13 protein-coding genes are annotated in these 21,775 nt (G+C 44.5%); 10 read left to right on the top strand and 3 right to left on the bottom strand.

Going from position 1 to position 21,775, the window contains the following annotated elements:
• Positions 1 to 5 precede the first annotated feature (5 nt).
• From EHO60_RS14420 to EHO60_RS14410, 3 genes are all read left to right on the top strand, one after another.
• Positions 6 to 5,960: a carboxyl transferase domain-containing protein gene (locus tag EHO60_RS14420; protein ID WP_135768911.1), complete on the top strand. Its 5,955-nt coding sequence runs from the start codon at positions 6 to 8 to the stop codon at positions 5,958 to 5,960.
• Between the two features lie 221 nt (positions 5,961 to 6,181).
• Positions 6,182 to 8,263, top strand: a complete 2,082-nt coding sequence (locus EHO60_RS14415; protein WP_135768910.1) for an AMP-dependent synthetase/ligase — start codon at positions 6,182 to 6,184, stop codon at positions 8,261 to 8,263.
• Positions 8,264 to 8,313: 50 nt separating this feature from the next.
• Positions 8,314 to 11,484, top strand: a complete 3,171-nt coding sequence (locus EHO60_RS14410) for a SpoIIE family protein phosphatase (protein ID WP_135768909.1) — start codon at positions 8,314 to 8,316, stop codon at positions 11,482 to 11,484.
• 682 nt (positions 11,485 to 12,166) lie between these two features.
• Here EHO60_RS14410 and EHO60_RS14405 read toward each other — a convergent pair.
• Positions 12,167 to 14,158, bottom strand: a complete 1,992-nt coding sequence (locus EHO60_RS14405) for a hypothetical protein (RefSeq protein WP_135768908.1) — start codon at positions 14,156 to 14,158, stop codon at positions 12,167 to 12,169.
• A gap of 570 nt (positions 14,159 to 14,728) precedes the next feature.
• Here EHO60_RS14405 and EHO60_RS14400 point away from each other — a divergent pair.
• The 7 genes from EHO60_RS14400 (at position 14,729) to EHO60_RS17330 (ending at position 20,079) form a co-directional block, all read left to right on the top strand.
• Positions 14,729 to 15,121 carry a VOC family protein gene (locus EHO60_RS14400; RefSeq protein ID WP_135768907.1) on the top strand — a complete coding sequence of 131 codons (393 nt, stop codon included), beginning with the start codon at positions 14,729 to 14,731 and terminating at the stop codon, positions 15,119 to 15,121.
• Between the two features lie 113 nt (positions 15,122 to 15,234).
• On the top strand, positions 15,235 to 17,703 hold the full coding sequence (gene lvrA, locus EHO60_RS14395) for a hybrid histidine kinase/response regulator LvrA (protein WP_167880235.1): 2,469 nt from the start codon (positions 15,235 to 15,237) through the stop codon (positions 17,701 to 17,703).
• A gap of 237 nt (positions 17,704 to 17,940) precedes the next feature.
• A complete protein-coding gene (gene lsa14, locus EHO60_RS14390; protein WP_135768905.1) occupies positions 17,941 to 18,393 on the top strand; it encodes an adhesin Lsa14 in 453 nt (150 codons plus the stop codon).
• A gap of 18 nt (positions 18,394 to 18,411) precedes the next feature.
• Entirely contained in the window at positions 18,412 to 18,735 is a 324-nt protein-coding gene (locus EHO60_RS14385) for a TRL-like family protein (protein ID WP_135768904.1), read from the top strand.
• Positions 18,736 to 18,741: 6 nt separating this feature from the next.
• Entirely contained in the window at positions 18,742 to 19,080 is a 339-nt protein-coding gene (locus EHO60_RS14380; RefSeq protein WP_135768903.1) for a TRL domain-containing protein, read from the top strand.
• 250 nt (positions 19,081 to 19,330) lie between these two features.
• The gene (locus EHO60_RS14375) at positions 19,331 to 19,741 is read left to right on the top strand and encodes a S24 family peptidase (protein ID WP_135768902.1); all 411 of its coding nucleotides are present in this window, start codon (positions 19,331 to 19,333) and stop codon (positions 19,739 to 19,741) included.
• Between the two features lie 215 nt (positions 19,742 to 19,956).
• Positions 19,957 to 20,079, top strand: a complete 123-nt coding sequence (locus EHO60_RS17330; protein ID WP_281283060.1) for a hypothetical protein — start codon at positions 19,957 to 19,959, stop codon at positions 20,077 to 20,079.
• A 92-nt stretch (positions 20,080 to 20,171) separates the two neighbouring features.
• Here the strand turns inward: EHO60_RS17330 and lfb1 are convergent, their stop codons facing one another.
• Both lfb1 and EHO60_RS14365 read right to left on the bottom strand, forming a co-directional pair.
• Entirely contained in the window at positions 20,172 to 20,531 is a 360-nt protein-coding gene (gene lfb1, locus EHO60_RS14370; RefSeq protein ID WP_135768901.1) for an LIC10280 family protein, read from the bottom strand.
• 214 nt (positions 20,532 to 20,745) lie between these two features.
• Positions 20,746 to 21,759, bottom strand: a complete 1,014-nt coding sequence (locus EHO60_RS14365; protein WP_135768900.1) for a sterol desaturase family protein — start codon at positions 21,757 to 21,759, stop codon at positions 20,746 to 20,748.
• Between the last annotated feature and the right edge of the window lie 16 nt (positions 21,760 to 21,775).

The raw sequence follows: 21,775 nt of genomic DNA, 5'->3' as shown, positions 1-21,775 counted from the left end.
AAGAGATGAAAAAGACGGAAATTCCAAAAGACGAATCCGAATCGATCGCTCTTGCGCAAGGAATCTCGGAGATAGAATTCCATCGTACGAAACTGAAGGAGCTGAACGCGACTTTTCGTATGAAGGCGTTCAAATCGCAGAAGAGACAGGGTAAACTTCAGAAAGTGTTGGTTGCAAACAGAGGGGAAATCGCCAAGCGTTTTTTCTTCGCACTGCACGAGGAGGGAATCCGATCCATTGCCGTGGTTGCGGACAAAGACCGGGGACAGTCCTGGTTCGAGTTCGCGGACGAAGTGGTTTATATAGGAGAAGCGAAGAATTATGCCAGCATACCGGTGATCTGTGCCGCCTTGCTCGAAAGCGGAGCGAATGCGATATATCCCGGTTACGGTTTTCTGTCCGAAAATTACGAATTCGTAGAAATGTTAAGCGAAGTACAAACTTTCTACGAAAGGGAAATCGTTTTCATGGGTCCGAAAGCTTCCGTTATGCGGAAAGTCGGAAATAAATTGGACGCTAGACATTTGGCCAACCAAAACGGCGTTCCTCTGTTCCTAGGCTCCGGTTCCATAGGAGGTATAGAAGAGGCTCTTAGAGAAGCGGAGCGGATCGGGTATCCGATCATCTTAAAACTCGATGCCGGGGGAGGCGGAAAGGGAATGCTTGTCGTTCGTAATCCGGCGGAACTGGCGCCCGCGATCGAAAGCGCCATTCGGATCGGGAGAAGTTCCTACGGAAACGAGACCTTCTACTTGGAAAAATTCATAGAAAGGCCGGCGCACTTCGAAGTACAGATTTTTAACGGAATCGCAGTCGGAATCCGTAAATGTGCGGTGCAGAGGAGAAATCAAAAGATCATAGAGGAATCGGGAGAACATTTTCTACCTCATTCGACCCAACTCCAGTTGCTTTCTAGCGCGGAGAAAATAGCGGGACTTTCCGGATATTCGAACGATTGCGGAGCCGGTACGGTCGAGTTTCTTTTGGATCGGGAAACCGGCCAATTCGGATTTTTAGAAATGAATACCCGCCTGCAAGTGGAGTATGCGGTTACGGACCAATCGGTGGGAGTGGATTTGGTCAAATGGCAAATCTTTCTTTTCGACGATCGCGAAGATCACATCCCGTACCATTCCGCTTTGCAGTCCAGATTTCGCGAGCGAGAACATTCGATCCAGTGCCGGATTTATGCGGAAGATCCGTACCAAAATTATTCTCCTTCTCCCGGAAAAATCAAAGAACTGGAATTGCCTACGTTCAACGGAATACGTTGCGATTTCGGTTTCAAAAAAGGGGATAGTATACCGGGAGAATTCGACCCCATGGTCGGAAAGCTACTCGCATTCGGAAAGAATCGATTCGAAGCCTTGCAGCGCATGGAACGGGCTTTGAGCGAGATTTATATGAGGGGAATCACTTCCAATATCGAACAACTTCTTTCCGTGATACGACATCCGAAATTTCGGGAGGGAGACTACGACAATCGGTTGCTGGACGAATTTTCTGAATTGGTTTCGGCGAAGACGGATCTTTTGGAGGAATCCATAACCTACGCCTGCATCGGGGAAAGTCTTCGGGAAACGGGACGATCGGTCGCGGAGATTTTTAGGGAACGGAATTTGACTCAACTCATCTATTCAGATATGGAAACCGAATCCCCAGTACATTATAAAGTTTTTATCAACGATTCTTCCTATAACGTTTTTCTTTTGCGGACCGGTATATCCGAATTCTGGATCGGAGGAGAAGGACTTTCACTCAGGCGTGTTCGGGTCAGCAGATATTCTAGAGACGGGTTTCAATTCTTAGCCGAATCCGGAGATAGAAATGTTTCCGTAAAGATCGATGCGAAACCGAATTTTCAATTGATCCGTTTTTTCGATTCCAAAGGGTCCGTGCGGTATTCCCGCCTAAAAATCACCTCCGAAGGCAAACAGGATTCAGGAGATGACGCCGGGGTTCTTCGGTCCCCCTTCCAAGGAACATTCGTAAAATTATGCGATGATCCTGAAACCGGAAAGCCTTGGATATTAGGAAGTGGAATCAAAAAGGGAGATTCTCTCATCGTTATTTCGGCCATGAAAATGGAAACGCTACTCAAGGCGCCCGTCGACGGAACCTTATCATATCTGATTGAAAAGGGAGATCTCAACAGATTGATTCAAGGAAATACCGCTTCCGGTCAAATTCTAGGAAAGAGTTTTGGGGAAGGGGAAATTCTCGCAAAAGTGACATCCAGTCAATCAGAGCTCGAACCCGAAATCTCTTCCCTGCAACTTCCATCCAAGATCGGACAACAGAACGGGAAGACAGAAACCTCTTCTTCTCTATCTAGACTGGAAAAATGGAGCGATGTTCCCACGGACGTATCTGAGGATCACGAAGCGGATTTTATGAAAAAACCCTATTCCGCGATCCAGAGGAAAGAGGTCCGTCTCCTGCTGAGGTCTTGGTTATTGGGATTCTGCTCCGGATCGGGAACAAAGAGTAAAATATCCTGTCTTCTAAAAGGACTGGAAAAAGAAGAGATCCTGAAAAATCAGAAAGAAAGAAGCGAGTGGGAAGATTTTGTCAAATTGTTCTTCCGGTATATCGTTCTGACGAAACGATTATTTTCGTCCGATTTTCTTCCGGGTCGCTCCCATTTCAGCGAATTGCAAAGAGCGTTGATCCACTGGGATCAAGAAGGATTTAAGCCGGCAAAGGAACCTGCAAAACTTCTATCCAGACTGTTTGCCTTTTACGGAGCAAAACCTTGGACGCAATTTCGTCGGATGCAAGACCAAGGCATCGCCTTCGGTTATATATTATCCGCCTATAAGAATCAGTTGGCTCAGCCGGATTTCTATGCAGAGATACTTTTGGCGTTGGAGCCGTTCCTCCCGGAAGCCAAGTCTTTTGACATCTTTCTCCACGAGTTGCTTGCGTTGGAGGAAAGAGACAGAGACCCCAAACTCGAAAAAATACTGAAAAGAATTCTGAACAAAAGAAAATCCAATTCGTTTAACATTCCAGAAGGAGTAAGGACTCTCGCCAAACGTCACCAGTCCAAATACCTGATTTTTACTAAGGATCCGATGAACTTAGTTTCAGAAGGAGATTTCAATCCGGGGAAACTCTCGGAATTCCGATCCGACCTATTTTTCGCTTCCGAAAATCTACCGGAGAAATTTGAGGATCTTCTTTCCAAAAAATTGGATTATTGGAAAGGTAGAACGCAAATTCGCCGATTGGAATTCCCCTCCGAAAGATATTTTTTATACCTAACGGAGTCAAAGGGAAAAACCGAACTTCTGCTCATTGCCCGACTGGAATCGGACCCTTCGGAAAATACCGGGATCGACTCGGAAGGAAAGTTCTATAACGAAAATCTGGAAAACGAATGCATTGCCGCTGTATCTTTACTCGCTGTCGCCAACCGTTTTCATTCCGCGTCTTCGATACGTCTGGAGCTCGTAGTCGAAAAAAGGGAAATACCGTTAAAGGATGATGCTTCTCCAGCGAGAGACTTAGAACATGACATTCTAAGAAATAGCGCCGCTTCTATACTGGAGTTTTTCCTCCATGCGGATTATTCCGGACTGATTTTGGAAATCATAGATGCTTTCGATAAATCCAAAATTTATTCCTTCTTTTTTAGGGATGGAAAGCTTCGGATGGATATATTAGGAAAAGAAGATATAAGATTCCCTTATTCTAAGGAAATCGAATCTAAAAATTCCAAAATGTACGAAAAAGGGAAATGGCCCCTGGAAAGATGGGTGGAGGAAACGTTCGATTCCGATTCCTTTCGCGAGATCCGGATTCCGGGACTTGATTTCCCGGAAAACAATGCAAACGGGATGATTCCGATCGGCGCGAAGATTTTCGTGGGAAAAATTTCCGGACAAGAAGCGGTATTTTTCTTCAAAGACTCGAGAGTTGCAGGAGGTGCGACAGGGGATAAGGAGGGAAGAAAATACTTCGCTGCTGCGTGTATTGCCTATCGGATGGATCTTCCCCTTTACGTTTGGAACGACGGAGCAGGAGCGAATATCAAAGAGGGAATGGTCTCCCTGAACCGTGCAGCGGAAGGATTTTTCGTGAATTCTCTTTTGACGGGACGAGTACCAGCCAGGGAATTTATGGCAGCCATAGAATCCCACAACGATCCTGCGATTTCCGAATTGTTTTCCGCGATTCACGGATTGGAAGATCTGAACTTTCGGCCGTATCTTCCGGAGGATCGACCGTCGAGGTGTTTGGTCGTCGCAGTCGGTGTGGGATCTTCTACAGGATTGGATGTGTACGGTTCCTCCCAAGCATCTATACAAGTTCTATTGGACGAAGAACAGTCCTATCGCGTTTTGACGGGAGCTGCCGTGATCGAGTCCGTAACCGGGGAAAGGTTTACCAATTACGAGATCGGTGGAGCGAAAATTATGGGTCGGGGTAGCGGCACGGTGGACTTCGTCGCGAACGATAAGGTCCACTTGATTTCGATCCTTTTTCGGATTCAGAAAATCCTTTTCGGATCTCCGAAAAATCGATGGGAAGAAATTGCACCGCTTCCCGAAAGAAATTCTACCACCAATCAGGAGATAACGCGTCGGGACGTCATATCTGAATCGACTCTTCGATCCTTATCCGATGAAGGTGATTTTTTAGCGATCAAGGAAAACTATTCGGGCGGGGAAGCCTTGGTCGCAGGGCTTTTGAGACTGAAGAAAGTTCCTCTCGTAGTCCTAGGACCGAGATCGGAGTTCGGATTCCACTCCTACCCATCATTAATAAAAGCGAAAGAATCCTTGAGGATTGCGCAAAAAACCGGAGCGGGAATCCTTCTGGTTTATGGAAGGACTTGGTTCAGCAACTCCTATCTGGAGGACGGAGAATCGTTCCGGATCGGTAGAGATATATTAAATCTTTTGTCCGCCAACCGGGAGCCGGTTCTTCATATCGTTAAAGATTCGAAAAGTCTAAAGTTATCCGAAAATACGATTTCAGGAGACGTATGGATTCTCATCGAAGGAAGCCGGAAGGAAAAACAGGAACTGCCGGCTGGATCTGTTTTCAAGACCCCGACGTTCCTCGTCAGTGACGAACGAACGGCTTTTTCGGTCGCTAGAGACGTCTTTTCCTTGCTTCGTTATAGAAATCGAATCCAAGAAAACCCGGTTCCGAGTGGTATACCGAGTCTACCGAAAGATCTCAGCCAGGCTTATGATATGCGCTCTTCCATAATCGAACCCACTTTGGATGAGGGTACGTTTTTGGAATTCTTTCAAACCGATCCAGGGTCGAGTTTGATCACGGGACTAGGCAGGATCGCCGGAAAAACGGTGGGAATCATCGCGGACCAACCGAAAGACGGAGGGGCGCCAGATGCCTCCGGAACGGAAAAATTCCGAATCTTTATGGAATTTCTATCCAAATTCGAACTTCCTTTGGTGATGCTTTCCGATGCTCCCGGTTTCGTGCCGGGGCTGAAACAGGAGAGACTTCGAATCCAGCAGATCGGAGGAGAGTCATTGGATATCAATGTTCTTTCCAAGAATCCGGTCGTATCCGTAGTTCTACGACAGAATTACGGAGGAAGACAAATTCATGCATTTAGCGGATTCTTGAGACCGGGAATTTCCTATTGCTCCATGAAAGAAAGTACACTAGCGGTGATGGGAGCGTTTTCGGCGTTCGATCTTTTTCACGGGGGAAAAGTAGCGCGCTTGGAAGAAGAGGGGAAGAAAGAAGAAGTGGAAACGCTACGGAAAGAGTTTTTAGAATCGTTTCGAAAGAAAGCAAAAGCTTCTCAGGACGCGTTATCGACAGGAGTGGTTGATCAATTGTTCGACGAGATCTCGGAGTTAAGAGGCGCGATCTTAGAGGGGCTTTTACAAGCAGAGAAGAGGTGTAGGGATTGGAATGCACGTAGGTTTTCGTACGAGTCTAACGAAGAAATCTTTCCTTCGTGTAAAGAATGAGAAAGAACAAGGATTTTCTCAGACATTTCTTATTATAAAATATTTGTTGTATTATAATATGAAAAAACCTACCGAAAAGGTTTAGCCGAATCTTTCAAATAAATCCGCCGGATTCAGCCGTAGCGTTCAAGTTCCGGAATCTGATCACTGCTATACTCTAGGTTGCAGTGAAAAGGAAACTTTTCAAAGCGAAAAGCCCTACGCGAAAGGAAGAACGAAATATGAGAACGTTGGCCGATTTATTCAAAGATTCCGCCGAAAAATTCGGAGGAAAAACCGCTTTTCGCTATCGAGATCATCAGAAAAGGATCTCCGAACTTTCCTATTCGGAATTGTATTCGTCCGCGCTCTCTTTGGCAGAGGCGTTGATCTATTTGGGTTTAAAGCAAAAGGAACATGTGGCTATCCTTTCCGACAACCGAGTCGAGTGGATTATAGCGGATGCATCCGTTTTACTTTCCGGATGTGCCGACGTCCCAAGAGGTTCCGATATTACCGATACCGAAATCGTTTATATTCTGAATCATAGCGAAAGTAGAATCGTCTTCGTCGAAAATTTGAAACTACTGAACCGAATTTTGCGGAATCAATCGCTTCTGGAGTCGGAATCCATCTTTATATTGCTCCAGAGTCCGAAGGACGAGGAAACGGGGGCATATAATATCTACGATCTTATCGAAAAAGGGCGTGCCTTACGACAGAAAGGATCTCGCAAGGTGGAAAGCAGGATCAGCGAAATCGGATCGGAAGACCTTTTTACGATCATCTATACTTCCGGTACCACCGGAAAGCCGAAAGGTGTACAACTGACTCATTCCAATATGATCCACCAAATAAGTGCGGTTGTCCCGTTACTCGAATTGGGGGAAGAGGACAGAGCGGTTACAATATTACCGATCTGGCATATATTCGAAAGATTTCTGGAATATTGCTGCATCAGCGCGGGGGCCTCGACTTTTTATTCGAATCTTCCGGAGCTAAAGCAAAATCTGTTGGAATATAAACCTACGATATTCGGTTCCGCTCCGCGAGTTTGGGAAATGCTCGCGAACGGAATCCTCGCCAAGATCAACGATTCCGCCAGAACGAACGCTCTGAGTAGAAGATTATTCCATCTGTCCTGTTTCTACACGAGAACCGTCGGAAAGGCGAAAGCTTTTTTGACCGGGAACGAACTGGATCTGAGCGGTAGAAATGCGGTATGGACCGTATTCAGAGGAATCCAGATGACAACGGTCTATTTACTTCTCGGACCGTTTTATCTATCGGTTCTTTTTTCCGCTTTGGGATTCTGGTTCAGCATCCATTCTTATTCTTACGAATTTCCGTTACTATCCTTCCTCCTAGGCGCTATTTTTTCAGTGTTGAACAGCTTTATGTTGGATCGATGGATTTTGTCGAAGTATAGAGTCATGCTTACTGGCGGGGAACTCAGGGTTCCGATTTCGGGAGGTGGCGCGTTGCCGAACCGAGTGGACGTATTTTTGGATTCGATCGGTATCCGGATTTTAGAAGGTTATGGAATGACGGAAACTTCTCCGACAATTTCCATTCGTAGATTCCGTCGAATGGTATTGGGCAGTGTAGGGCACATCCTACCGAAGACAAGATTACAGGTACGATCGGAAACGAACGAAGTGTTATCCGAAATCGACGATTCCGGTAGGTTCGTACAGGGTAGGCCGGGAAGAAAAGGAATCATCTTCGTTCAGGGACCGCAGGTGATGAAGGGATATTTCAAAAGCGAAGCGGAAACCGAGGCTGCCCTTAAGGGAGGCTGGATGAACACGGGGGATTTGGGGATTATCGGTTTTAATCACACTCTTACGCTTGCCGGAAGGGCGAAGGAGACCATTGTGCTACGAGGCGGGGAAAACGTCGAACCTGTACCGATCGAGGCTTGTCTTCAATCTTCCGAATTCATCAGTCAATGTATGGTAATCGGTCAGGACCAAAAAAATCTGGGCGCCATTATCGTTCCGGATTTCGAGGCATTACAAAAATGGGCAAAGGATCGGAATATCAGATCTTCTTCGACAGCGGATCTGTTAAAGAATCGGAAAGTAATAGATCTCTTCCGAAGCGAAATCAAATCCTTAAACAATTCGAAGTCCGGATTCAAGTCGTTCGAGCAAATTACCCCTTTTTTGTTGATTGAAAAAACGTTCGAAGTCGGGGACGAACTGACGAATCTACAAAAACTGAAGAGATCCGTAATTTTAGAGAAGTATCGCGAAAGGATCCAAAGCTTGTACAGAGTTGCGGAATTCAATGGAGCCTTGAACGGTCCGTTTGTCGAATGACAAGCCGATAAAAATCTATACTCGGAAAGAGATGGCTCTGGGAAAATTTCATGGATTTCATATACTTAAACTTCTATTCATTCGGCTCCACTCTTGCCGGCCTGTTCTGTCTTTATATAGCGATTTTCTTTATTACGATTAAGGAAAGAAGTCCAGCCGCATTGATTCTGGGAGGAGCGGGAATATCGGCCGCTCTTTTTCATTTCGCCTACGCCGTAGGTTTTATGACCGTCGAGGTCTGGGGGGTGTATCACCGCTGGTTGGTCATACCGACCGCGTTAATGACCTTCTCACATTTGGTCCTTGTGTTCTTTTATTTCCCTTCCCCCAAATATGAAAGGTTCGGTCTCTCCTTATACTCGATTCTGCTTTCCGTAATCGGAATCATTGCAGTTTATTATATCGCTATTTCTTACCACAGTGTCGGAATTTTCGTCCGGGGAAACCATTATCGCGATTTCGAAACATATTCGTTCTACAAGTACTACTCCATAATCGTTCTGGTCTACAATACCGTTTTTGTGGCGGCCGGAATTTGGAGAGCGTTTTCGGAAAGAGGACGGGAAAGAAGGGCCGTAATTTACATGCTTCTGGCCTTCTGCATGATCTCGGTGATCCCGGCCTTAACGAACGCTTTAAACAGAAACGGCTCGATTTCGAGGATCGTATACCAACAGGCGGTGGACCTTTCCTTTGTGATCGGATTCTTTCTATTGCTCGTGATCTACCTGAATATTTCGAAAGAAAAAACGACCGTTTTGAGTAGGATCATCGGAATCTCCATGGCTACGTTCTTTCTTGTGTTTCAAATCGTGGCTTATCTTATTCTGAACGAATACGAGGCGCAGTACGATAAGATCCGTTTTCAAGAGGCGAAACTGATCGTTAAAAATAAGGAACAACCGGCGGATCTGAAATACGTTCTTGCATACGGAACGATTCCCGGAGAGTCCGTAAGAGATACGGAGGTCGCTCAGAATACGATCCCGAAGATCCAAAACGGAAATAAAGAAGCCAAACTTTTCCTTCTTAGGTCCGCGTTAAGCGATATGAAAAACGCCTCCGGAAAAGAGAGATGGAAAAAAGCCGAATTTCTGTTTTCGGGCTTCGAAACGGACCAAAACGAGTTTTTGTCGTATCGGGAGGGTCTCCGCGAATTTCTACTCTCTCGGGAGGAAAAATCGATTTCAGATTCTGAAATGTCCGGATTCTTCGGAGATATCAACGGGTTCGTCACGATAGCGGGAAATAAGCTCGTCCAACTTCCCGACAAAAGGAACGAAAGTGCAGTACTCGCAATTTTGAATTCGGGCAAACCTGGACTTTCAGCGATGATGAAAATCGCAGGCGGTAAGTATTCTGAGGCTCGAAGGAAAGGCGTATCTTCGGAAAAACTCTCCGTACTTTTGTCCGAATCCCTTTGCCCTGCCTATTTCGAAGGACAAAGAATCTATCGGGGAATGAACGATCGGGATCGCACCGGAACGAGTTCACCGGAATATTTCGTTTCCTATTTCATTCAGGATGAAACGACTCAAACCGTATACGAAGTCGGTTTCGATTATAAGGTCTATCGAGGTTATATACATTCACCTTCTTCGATATTAGCGGTTTGTCTGATTTCCATCATGTTTGTCGTTATCGTAGGATTCAAATATTTCTTCAGATACGCCTTGATCCGTCCGATGAACGACGTCGTCGCGGGATTGCAAGCGATTCACTCCGGAAATCTTCAATACAGACTCGTTCCGAGCGTGGAGGACGAGATCGGGTTCATCGCGCGCTCGTTCAATCATATGGCGGACAGCATTCTGGTTGCTCGGGACAATCTGGAAAAATACGCACAGGACCTCGAAAACAAGGTAAATGAAAGAACGAAAGAACTCCAGCACTCGTTAACCGAAGTGAAGGATCTAAAGGAACAACAGGACGGGGATTACTTCCTCATGTCTCTTCTTTTGAAGCCTTTGGGAGTGAATCGGGCAGCGCAAGAAAACGTTAAGGTCGAATTCTTTACTGAACAGAAGAAGAAATTCAAATTTCGTAATTATGATTCAGAAATCGGAGGGGATATCAGTACCTCGAAAAGAATCTTTTTACGCGGAAAAAAATATACGGTCTTTTTGAATGCGGACGCCATGGGTAAGTCCATGCAGGGAGCCGGCGGGGCACTCGTACTGGGAGCCGTCTTCGAGGCGATCCTGGAACGGACGAATCTGATCGAATCCGTACGGAATCATTCCCCGGAAAAATGGTTGAAAGACGCGTTTCTGGAATTGCATAAGGTTTTTGAAAGTTTTGACGGCTCTATGCTGGTTTCCTTGGTTCTAGGATTGGTGGACGACGAAGTCGGAATCCTTTATTATGTGAACGCAGAGCATCCATGGACGGTACTTTATAGAAACGGAGTCGCAAGCTTTATCGAAAGCGAAATGACGTTCCGCAAATTAGGAACCGGAGGGATTAACGGTCATATATATGTGAAAACCCTTCAACTGGAGCCGGGAGATGTGATCATCGCCGGATCGGACGGACGTGATGATTTTATGCTGCTTGGAAAGGACGATAAGAAATTAAACGACGACCACACGAAATTTCTAGAATTCGTGCATCAGGGAACGGGATCTCTCAGGAAAATATACGAATCGATCACTTCCAACGGTAGGCTTACGGACGATCTTTCTCTGGTGCGTATCGCCTTTAAAGAGGAAAACGTAAATGTTCCGGAAGCGAATCCTAATAGGGATTTTTTAAAAAATACGGAACTTGCCGGGATGTTTCGGCAGGCCAAACGGATCGCACAGACGGAAAATTTCGGCGAAGCGATTCCAATCTTCCAAAAATTAGAATCTCTTCATAATAGAGTTCCTCTGATCAAGAAATACCTTACGCTTCTGCACCTTCGCAAAGGATTGTACCGGGAAGCCGCACATTATGCGGAAGATTATTTGAACTTGGATCCCTTAGACAATGAGATGCTTTACTTCATATCTTACACTTTGAAAAAATGCCGTGAATTCGAAAGGGCTGCCGATTTTGGAGAACGCTTGAGGCTACGAAATCCGTCGCACTTTAAGAATCTGTTGAATCTTTCCGGCATTTACATGGCTTTGAATGATCCGAACAAGGCGGAAGCAATTGCAAACGATGCTTTCTCGATCGATCCTGAGAATTTGAAGGTGAATTCTTTTCTGGAGACCTTGAAACGAAGAAGGGATTAGAGGTGGTTCTAAAAATGCCCTTTTTCCCGAACAGGATCGGCTTGCTCGAGAGTCAGTACAGTTCATTTATCCCTAGTTGAAAAATGGAGACGGAATATTTCCACCTCATTAACTTCTATTTTATAGAGCCCAACTCGATTTTCAGAGTCACAGGTCCATCCTCCGGAAGTGCGCGCGAGGATTTTCCTTTTGCTTGGATCCGAAAACTGCATTCCCGCAGGGTTTTACCGGAAGTTTTGCCCGGCTCCAGCTCGCCGCCGATCTTGGCTTTCGCCAGATTGCATTCGAACAAAAGAAGTAAAAGAGGAAAAAGCAGTATTATAGAAAATATGTTCAGCGGATTCGCAAAAACGGATTTCGATCGATTTTAAATCACCGAAAAACACGGAAAGAACGGAACCGGAGTTTTCCTGGAAAGGTTGGATCAATCGATCTTCCGAAACGGAAAAGTCCTTTCCGATCTCATTCATGCGGATGGTATCCGAAAGTTCTTGTCTCATTCGTGCGCGATTTTTCGGATTCTGTCGTCTATTTTCTTTCCGTTTTTTCGAAAGGAAATACCGCTTCGTAGTAGTTCCGTATGCAATATGAAACGCGTACGTACTGGCTAGACGACGATAAAAAGCGAAGACAGTCCTGAATCTCTTTAAAGGCAAGCACGTCAGAATGTCGTTTTATAGAATCAGTAATTTTCCGCTTTCGGAAAAGAAAAATATTGAAACCGGCGATTTTCATCCGGAATAAGGTGCAAGTCTTGGAAGAGGAGCACTCCGAAGAGTTCCAAAATTCTGTGAGTTTCGATGCTAAAGTGTAGCGCCGGACCCACTCCCACCCAGAAGTTAATATTGCTATACTGGGAAGCTTCCTCACATTTCCGAAGTAATACGGAGTAACATGTATTTGCATTAATGGTTAGCATTCCGATCGTTCTTGGCCCTTTTTTCCCATCGCGAAGCAATACTTCCGGAAAATCATCGTTCGGCCAATTTTTTAAAGGGTGTGATATGCTCGAAATCTTTGAACCCTGTTTTCCGTACGCAGTGGAGATTTCGATCGGCATTTTAGCGATTCCCAATCCCGTGCCGAGAATTCCCAATTCTACGCCGGCTCCGATTCCGTAGCCGACTTTGAGTACAAAAATATCCACCACTCCTTTCAAAATGTTACCGAAGTATTTAAAGGGAAAAAGCGCGATATTTAGAATACTGTAGTCTCGGATGGTCGAATTTTTCGCGTTAATCCGCGATACGGATACATTGAATTTCGATTTGATAGGATATGGAGCAAACAAGTCATATTGCTTCAAAATAGCCCGTGCTTTCTGTAGGTAGAGTACGGATTTATTGATATGTTCTTTGTACCCGCTGTCATCAAGACTTAGATCTAAAGCACCTCTAGCGTTCTCCGATTCCGCTAATTCGAGCAAACCGTTCAACGTATTTTCCACATAAAGATTCGCCGATTTGGAAGTGGTTTGCACTTTTTGTTCGATTCTTCTTTGGTAATTCTCATAAGTAGGGTTCTTTTTCGGAAAAGTTAGATATTCCTTGGCATCGTCGTTTGCTTTTTTGTACAGGGAATATGCTATGGAAAAATTCAATTTTCTGTATTCTTCATCGGCTTCCTTTTCCATATACTTCATGGAGGCCAATTTGACCTCCGCAATACGGGATCTAAGGTTTTCCAATATGACGACTTTGTTTTTATATTCTTTTTCCTCCAGGATTTGGCTCGAGAGTTCCTTATAGGATTCGAAATACTGGTCCAATTTGGCTTGTGATATGGAGATTTCCCTGTTCAAGTCCACATCGATCACCGATATCTTCGCCTGGAAAAAACCGAAATAAGCATTGTCCGTCTTTTGTGAAATATAGGTTAGAAGTCCTTGCAGTTGGTTTTGGTATTCTGCACTCAAGGATCGGATCGAAGATGCGGATTTTGAATAGATTTCAATCGATTCGCGGTATTTTTTTTGTGCAAGAAGTCGATCCGCCGTAAGCAAGTATTCGTTTATTTTGTCTGTCAATGCGGACAAATTTGTATCCCCAGTGGAAAAATTATAGGCTTCGATTTTTTCAGGGGAAATTGCGTTCAATTTTATTTTCGGGATTTCAAAAGATATTTCTTCGGGTTTCGGCGCATTGAGTTTGTTGATGGAATATTTTACATCCTTGACTTTTTTCGCAATTTCGTCCGCGTAATAATCGAACTGGTAGGAAACCAGAGGAATCGTTTCGGAAAGAAAAACTTCGAACCCTTCAGCGCGCGAAGTTCGTTTTACCGCTTTGATCGTTAAAAGATAGTCGTTTGAACGAAGGGAAAGATCTCCGGATACCAAAATATCGAAATCTGCCAAAGTCCGAAGATTGTCTAGACCCTCTTTTGTCCCGAATCCGGAAAGTTGCAGAGACGCTTGATTTACGAGAGAGCCCATCGCATTTTCGCTCATGACAATGAACTCGTTTTCCGATCGGTCGATCAGTTTGAGCGTCAATAGATTGGTTAATGCCTCTGTTGTGTCTCCGGAGACATTCCCCCCATGTCGAACGGATTGAAGGAAAAGTTTCGGCGATTTGGAAGATGACGTTTTGTCCATCGCGACAGGAACGGTCTGCATCTTCGTGGAAGCGCAACTTAAAATGAGAAAAATAGCTGCAATCGAAATCTGTTTCAAAGAAGAATCCTAGTTTTGATTATGAGTTTTGTATAAAATTGTCTATATAAGAAAAATGATTTATTGATATGTGTTGAATTATCTTTGAAATTGTAAATAATTTAATATAATTATGACTTGAATTTTTACCGATTTTTTATATAGACATGTACCGACTCAGAAAGAGCGGAGCGTTTTATTTTGTTCGTAAGAATAGCGCCGTTGGTACTTCCAGATTTTGGATTCGGACAAACGAACTTTTTTTTCCAAAAACGAATATGTCTCTTTCATTTAAGGCTTTTTTTCTCTAAGTATGCAACAGAAGAGTCATAAATCCTTTAAATAAGGAGAAAAGTAAATATTTTTATTTCATTTGGGCTAAAATTTGCTATATAAAGAAAAATAAATTTTGAAGTTACTACGGTCAAAATCGTTTCGTTCGTTTATAAGCTTTTTATAAAACGAATGAATATTTTCCAGATCTCATCCGTTTGGAACGACTTTCAAAATGTAAGCAAAGGATTTTCGCGGGTTTGATTGACAAAGATGAAAATCGCATTTAGAAATCCGAAAGGAACAGGGGGGTTCGTTATGATCGACCACACGGGGCTTCAAGTCAGTAATCCGGCTGCAAGTCGAAATTTTTATGAGAAAGCGTTGGCACCGGTTGGATATAAATTATTAATCGAAGTGCCGAAAGAATTTACGGAAGGAAAAGAGGTTTTGGGTTATGGGGAACCTTCTAAGGCCGATTTTTGGGTAGCAGAAGGAATTCCCAATTCCCCTCGTTTGCATATCGCGTTTCGAGCGCAGCATCGCGGGATCGTGGACTCTTTTTATAAGGCAGCGTTGGCGGCAGGAGGAAAGGACAACGGGCCACCGGGATTGAGAGCGCATTACCATAAGGATTATTATGCGGCTTTCGTCCTGGATCCGGACGGGCATAATATCGAGGTCGTATGCCATCACCCAGAATCCTCCTAAATTTCCCGGTCAAGTTCGGATTTTTGCGTGCGACCAGGATTCGATTTTGGTATATTCCTAATGTTTTGATCTCCGATTTTGGATCTTCGGATATACTATTTTTTTAGGAGAAGATTTCCTTGTCTACCCCCGATTTTCGTCTACTTTTTGAATCGGTTCCAGGACTCTATTTGGTGTTGGATCCTAAATTGAATATCATCGCGGTGAGCGAGGCATATCTTTCTGCCACCAAGACGGTTCGGTCCGAAATTTTAGGGCGGTGGATCTTCGACGTTTTTCCGGATAATCCTTCGGATCCGTCCGCGACCGGAGTTAGCAATTTGCGAGATTCTTTGGAAGCGGTTTTAAGGGACAAGAAACAGAACGCGATGGCGGTGCAAAAATACGATATCCGCTTACCGGAATCGGAAGGAGGACACTTCATCGCCAAATACTGGAGCCCGGTGAATTGCCCAGTTTTAGATTCCGCGGGTAATACGATTTATATCGTTCACCGAGTAGAAGACGTCACCGAATTCGTGGAACTCAAAAATTCGGAGAATCAAAAGAGCCAGATCACCGAAGAACTGCTTTCCAAAACCGCCTTGATGGAATCGGAAATCTACCGGCGTGCCCAAGAAGTACAAAAAGCGAATAAGCTGCTGCTCCAAGCGAACGAGGAATTGTCCAGAAGAGAAAAAGAATTGCAGCAATTGTACGAAAGATTGCACGAAATGAACCAATTGAAATCTCAATTCTTTGCGAATGTCAGTCACGAATTGAGAACTCCTTTAACTCTGATCCTTGCCCCTTTACGAAAACTGATGGCAAAGGAAAGCATAGGCGAAACGTATCGTTCCGATTTTCAGGTGATGGAAAGGAACGCCCAGACTCTTCTAAAGCACGTCAACGATCTACTGGATATTTCTAAGGTGGAAGCCGGAAAGATGAACGTAGAGTATGCCGAAGTCGACGTATCCAAATTATTACAAAGAATCGCTTCCCATTTCGATTCCGTTGCCGTCGAACGTTCCATCCTATTCGATGTGGAAACATCCGGGCAATTGTTTGCGGAATTGGATCCGGCAAAGGTGGAAAGGATATTTTTAAATCTGATTTCGAACGCGTTTAAATTCGCTCCCGTAGGGGGAAAGGTCTCCTGCTCCGCGAAAAAAATGGGCGATGTCGCCATGGTCCAAGTGAGCGATAACGGTCCGGGAGTTCCCGAAAAACTTAGGGAAGCGATTTTCGAAAGATTTCGACAGGTGAACGAAGGGGATTCCCGTTCCTTCGGAGGGACCGGCTTGGGGCTTGCGATCGCAAAGGAATTTGCGGAACTCCACTACGGTAGAATCCATGTGGAGGAAAATCCGGGCGGGGGAGCTCTTTTTCAACTTAGCCTTCCCTTAAAAGCGCCGACTTCCGTGACACTTGTAAACGGAGATGAAAACGAACTCTCTCAAGCTACTTTATTGGGTACCTTGCACGAGTTTCGACGTTACCAAACCGATGAGAGGCCGGATCTCGAAGATACCAATCTACCGAGCGCCCTGGTAGTGGAAGACAATCCCGAGATGAGGGAATATATATTCGATACGCTGAAGAGCGAATTTAACGTAACCATGGCGGTAAACGGAAAAGAGGGATTGGAAAAGGCGATTCACATCGTTCCGGATGTTCTGATCACCGATATCATGATGCCTGTGATGAGCGGAGATATCATGGTCCGCGAAATCCGAAAAATACCGGAACTGAATCGGATGCCAATCCTTCTACTGAGCGCCAAGTCGGACGACGATTTGAGGATTAAATTGCTGCAGGAAGGCGGCCAAGACTATGTTTTAAAACCTTTTCTCCAAGAGGAGCTTTTAGCTAGGGTAAGAAATTTCGCCGCTCTCAAGAAGGCGCAGGAAGATTTGGAACAATCCAACCGCGAAATGGAGGCCTTCAGTTATTCGATTTCCCACGACCTGCGTTCTCCTATTCGTGGCATTGAGGGATTGGGGAAAATCCTGTTAGAAGATTATTTGGCCGTACTGGACGAGGAAGGGCGCAAAATGCTTTCCGTTATCGTTAGTACTGCCACGCATATGGCTAGGCTTGTGGACGATTTGCTTTCCTTTCACAAGGTAACGAAACTAACGGTAAATTTCCAAGAGATCGATACCTCCAATGTTGTGGATGAAGTCTTGACGAGTCTAAAAAGCGAGTACTCGAGCGAGAAGTACCGTGTGGAAATCGGAGAATTGCCTCGGATCTTCGGGGATTCGACGACGATTCGTCAAGTCTGGATGAACCTTTTGTCGAATGCGTTTAAATATTCCTCTAAGAGGGAAAATCCGGAGATTCGGATCGGATGCAAAAGCGAAAACGGAGAAAACGAATTCTTCGTAAAAGACAATGGCGCCGGATTCAATCCCGAATATGTCGATCGGCTATTCAAGGTATTCCAACGTTTACATTCGATCAACGAATTCGATGGGACCGGCGTAGGATTAGCGATTGTAGCAAGGATCGTGAGTCGTCACGGAGGAAGAGTGCGCGCGGAAAGTACCGTCGATCAAGGAGCAACATTTTACTTTTCTCTTCCGAAAGTGAAATGAAGGGTTTGGAGGGAAGGAAATCCTGAATACTTTGTATGCCATGTAACGTGTCTGATATTCGCACTTTAGGTGGATAAAAGAGCTTTCCCAAATTTCAGAAAAAAGTTGCGATATATCGTTTTTATCGGGTGAATTTTTTGATTGCGTTTCAATCCAAATTGTGTCTTTTTTCTAGGGCAGGATTCTTTGATGCGACATCCGTACAATGCATCCGAGCTTTTAATTTTGGAAGGAAGGATGAAAGTCAGTTATCTAAGTTTCATCGTTTGTTTTTGGTTGGTTTCCGCAGGTTGCACTGGGATTAATTATTTATATATGGTTGGAATCACCCCGAACACCAATCCGACGAAAGATTATGCGAACCTATTTTATCTGTACGCGAAAGGAGGAGCTATCATTCATAGCGGCACGGTACCTGGTTCCATCGGGAGAAATGCGGAGGGTAAACTTTCCGGTTCTAGTTGCTCTTATAATATAATGCGTTTCATTTCCTACGGAGACTCCTCGATCGAAGCTGCTAAAGCGAAGGGGAAAATTTCCAGGGTTGCCGCAGTCGAATATGAGCAATTTGCTGTGTTAGGAATCGGCTATCATAGTTTTTGTACGATTGTTTTCGGATCTTCGAACGACTCCAATGTCCCAGATTGGAAAGCCGATCTAGAAAAGCCTGCTGCCGGAAAGAAAAAATAAATTAGGAACGAAAATCGAATGGGAAAAAAATCATTTTTATACATCCTCTTACTAGGAAGTTTTGTGCAGCTTTTCGATTGTGCACCGATCGGTCCGTCGGGGGGATTTTTATTCAGTGACTATAAATTTCCGGGAGAAATTAACTCTTCCAACAACATACCAACAACCAAAAAAGCCGAAGGCTGCCAGTACAATGTATTGAGCGTGGTGACCTGGGGAAGCGCAAGCGCAGGGCGAATCGCGATGGAAAACCGGATTACTAGAATTGCAACAATAGACCATTCCACCATGAGTATTCTATACCTTTACCAAGACTATTGCACTATTATAACAGGAGAATAGGAAAGAATGAATCGAACCAAAGTTTTTTTAAGCATGATTGTCTCCGCTTTTCTACTTACAGGCTGCGCGAGTACTCCGTTACCGGCACTTATTTTCAATTCTTCCGAGCACCATGTCTCCGGTTCCCCGATTACCGGACCGACGGACGTAAAGATCCTTAAGAGCGGAAAATCTTGCAGCAACTACTCCATTCTGAATTGGCTCTTCTATTCGGGCGGAGAAGGGAGTATCGAAGAAGCGATGAAAGACGGAAAAATCACAAAGGTTGCAGTCGTGGATAAGAGTGCGTTTTCCATCCTGAGCTTTATATTCTCCCGGGAATGCGTGCTCGTTTTCGGAGAATGATTCTTTTTTCTCTCAGAATCCCCTGGAAATTTCAGGGGATTCTGGTATTTCCTTCTTTGAAATTCTAGATAAAAACTTACCTTCCTCTTCCTGCCTTGTTCGTGCCGCGTTCTTGCCGAGTTTTTTCAAATCGTTTTTAGACCAAAAACCTAGCTTTCCGGGCTCCAACACGTGATTTCCTCCCCCAAAAATCATCTAAAAGGCAAAAAAGACTTGCTGTAGAAATAAAATACTATATATATGTTACCTTATGAAAAGTTTAGTTTATCTGGAACGAATTTCGTTGGTTCCCGTATTTAAAAACACTCTTCATGCAGGAACTCCTACAAAGTCTCCCGATCCGCGCAAAATGAGAGACACCCTTTCTTTCTTGGAACGTGGAAAAGCGAGTAAAATCTTTGTTTCCGTAAAGGGAGATGCGTGGAAGAATTTCGGAATTTTCGACAAGGACCGTTTAGTAATCGATCGACTCAAGGAAATGGAAGATGGGTCCGTCGTATTGGTTTATAGCCGAGGAAATTATTTGTTTCGTAAAGTATCCGTCACTATATTGGGAACTTTTCTTCTCGGACCTGAGAAAGGGAATACTCCGATTCCGATCGATTTGTTGGAAGAGAGGATCTTGGGTGTTGTAACGGGGATCGTTCATCGAGTTTCTTAGTGTCGTACCGTTTTCTTTTGATTTGTAGCAAAAATTTGCCGTCCCAAAGCGAACTTTTTTCTATAAAATTTTAGGAAAGATACGATCTGAGAATGATTTTAACGCTTGGTAGAATCTGAAAGAGTGAGAAAATATTAGAACCCCAGCGGAAAGGCGCTCGACAGGAAGTTCGTGTGAAATCGTCTTCCCAAGGTATCCGCTAAGGAGAATTGAAAATGGATTGGGAGCAAACAATCAAAATGCTTTTTGCATTGGCAATATTAGGCTTCGGCTTATACACCCAATGGCCGAGGAGAAAAACGAACCAGCAGATCAAAGAGGAGATCAATCGTCTTTAGTTTTTATCGTTCGAAACGGAAGGATCCCTTCCGGATAGTGACGCCGAAGAAAAGCAGGGGCAGAAAATTGCCCTTGCTTTCCGTCGATGGATTTAACGGGTTAGGATTTCGATCCCGTTTCCGTGATCCCAAAGACCCTCCAGAACTTTTCCTCCTTGTTTTACGGTATATACTTTCGGAGTACTATCCCCCCAATCCGCATTGACTGTGTCTCCATCCAGCATCGCGGTTCCTTGGAAACGGATTCCCACCGACCAGATTACGTCATAACTGCCGATATCGTTTTTCTTAAAGGTCACCGTTCCTTTGTATTTGGTACCGTTCGGATTGATTCCTTGCGCTTTATACGTTCCGCTTATGTCGAGTGGTGCTTCCGCCACCGTTACACCGAAAGCCGTAACCAAAATTACGATTACAGCTAACGCTAGTATTCTTCTCGAAAGCCTTAACATACGACCCACCTCCTGCGGTATCCTTTGGATCTTAGACCTCTTTCCGAAATTCTCAACCCGGTTTTTTTCCATGCACGAAAATATTACTGAACATTATCATTTGTATTACATATATATTACAAATTAAGAGAAACAGTATCTATCCGTTATGTAGTACGCCTCCTCTGAAATCATCTCTTTCCGAGGCAGAGATTGGCGGGAACGGGAAAGCTCTTTAATCCGAATGATTTTCCACGTCTTTAGCGAGTGGAGAGTGGAAGGATTTTTTGAACTTGAAGTAGATTTGTCGAAAGGGGAGCAGGTAGATGGAAGTTAGCCTAGAATAATCCAGAGGATTCAAATTCTTTAAACCGAAATCTGTAGATTCTTTCTCTTTCGGATCCGGAATATGAAGGCTACCCCAAATCAAATCCCAGAATGCGAACGTAACTCCCAGATTCCTGTTTTGTAAATCCCTGTCTTTACTATGGTGTGTCTGGTGTTGGGCCGGGCTTAGGATAATATGACTGAGCCAGTTCGGAAAATGCAGAGAAACATGCGAATGCCTCAGATTCGCATACAAGTTGAAAACGAAAACCCCCGCGTTGACGCCGAGAAAAGAGGTCATCGTGATCCCTTGAGGATAAAGATAAGTCGCAATTCCAGTCACGAGACCGGAACCGATCGCTCCGCAAGAATTCACCAAAATTCCTTCTATCGGATGTACTCTATAGACCGTCAGGGGATTCAGTACTTCCGCGGAATGGTGGAATTTATGAAATTCCCATAAGTAGGAGTTTTTATGCATCATCCAGTGCGCAAAGGATCTGCCGAAATCGTTCAGCAACCAGAATGCTATGGAATAGATTCCGATTCCCAATATGCTCGGAGATTCTCCCAGTTGGAACCAACCGAACAAGAAGATCAGGCTTCGGTTGAATATCGAAGCTACTGCTAAGGCTGAGACCACGAAATATCCGAAGGAAAGAGGGAAAAGAATCGTATTCAAAAAATAATATTTATAATCCACGATCGCGGATGGATGGAACCAGACTTTACCGGAGAAGATGTTCCCTAAGTATTCCCGAGTAGAAAATCCTCTCCGGCGAACGCTTCTCCAGATGACCAGAAAAAGCGTGATTAAGACGGAAGATACAAGGTAAGCCCAATAGATTTTGACCGAAGGTACGAACAGGATTCGGATCGGATTTAAAATCGCGGAGAAAAGATTCGAAAGATGCAAGTCCATGGGGCTTTGCTTTTAT

Source organism: Leptospira fletcheri (genome assembly GCF_004769195.1).
Classification (GTDB): Bacteria; Spirochaetota; Leptospiria; order Leptospirales; family Leptospiraceae; genus Leptospira_B; species Leptospira_B fletcheri.
Note: the sequence above shows the minus strand (reverse complement) of the source record. Positions and strands in the feature narration are given on the sequence as shown.

Excerpts from the sequence above, each read along its gene's own strand:
- EHO60_RS14420 (WP_135768911.1), top strand. The coding sequence starts at position 6 with ATGAAAAAGACGGAAATTCCAAAAGACGAATCCGAATCGATCGCTCTT.
- EHO60_RS14415 (WP_135768910.1), top strand. The coding sequence starts at position 6,182 with ATGAGAACGTTGGCCGATTTATTCAAAGATTCCGCCGAAAAATTCGGA.
- EHO60_RS14410 (WP_135768909.1), top strand. The coding sequence starts at position 8,314 with ATGGATTTCATATACTTAAACTTCTATTCATTCGGCTCCACTCTTGCC.
- EHO60_RS14400 (WP_135768907.1), top strand. The coding sequence starts at position 14,729 with ATGATCGACCACACGGGGCTTCAAGTCAGTAATCCGGCTGCAAGTCGA.
- lsa14 (WP_135768905.1), top strand. The coding sequence starts at position 17,941 with ATGAAAGTCAGTTATCTAAGTTTCATCGTTTGTTTTTGGTTGGTTTCC.
- EHO60_RS14385 (WP_135768904.1), top strand. The coding sequence starts at position 18,412 with ATGGGAAAAAAATCATTTTTATACATCCTCTTACTAGGAAGTTTTGTG.
- EHO60_RS14380 (WP_135768903.1), top strand. The coding sequence starts at position 18,742 with ATGAATCGAACCAAAGTTTTTTTAAGCATGATTGTCTCCGCTTTTCTA.
- EHO60_RS14375 (WP_135768902.1), top strand. The coding sequence starts at position 19,331 with ATGAAAAGTTTAGTTTATCTGGAACGAATTTCGTTGGTTCCCGTATTT.
- EHO60_RS17330 (WP_281283060.1), top strand. The coding sequence starts at position 19,957 with ATGGATTGGGAGCAAACAATCAAAATGCTTTTTGCATTGGCAATATTA.
- lfb1 (WP_135768901.1), bottom strand. The coding sequence starts at position 20,531 with ATGTTAAGGCTTTCGAGAAGAATACTAGCGTTAGCTGTAATCGTAATT.
- EHO60_RS14365 (WP_135768900.1), bottom strand. The coding sequence starts at position 21,759 with ATGGACTTGCATCTTTCGAATCTTTTCTCCGCGATTTTAAATCCGATC.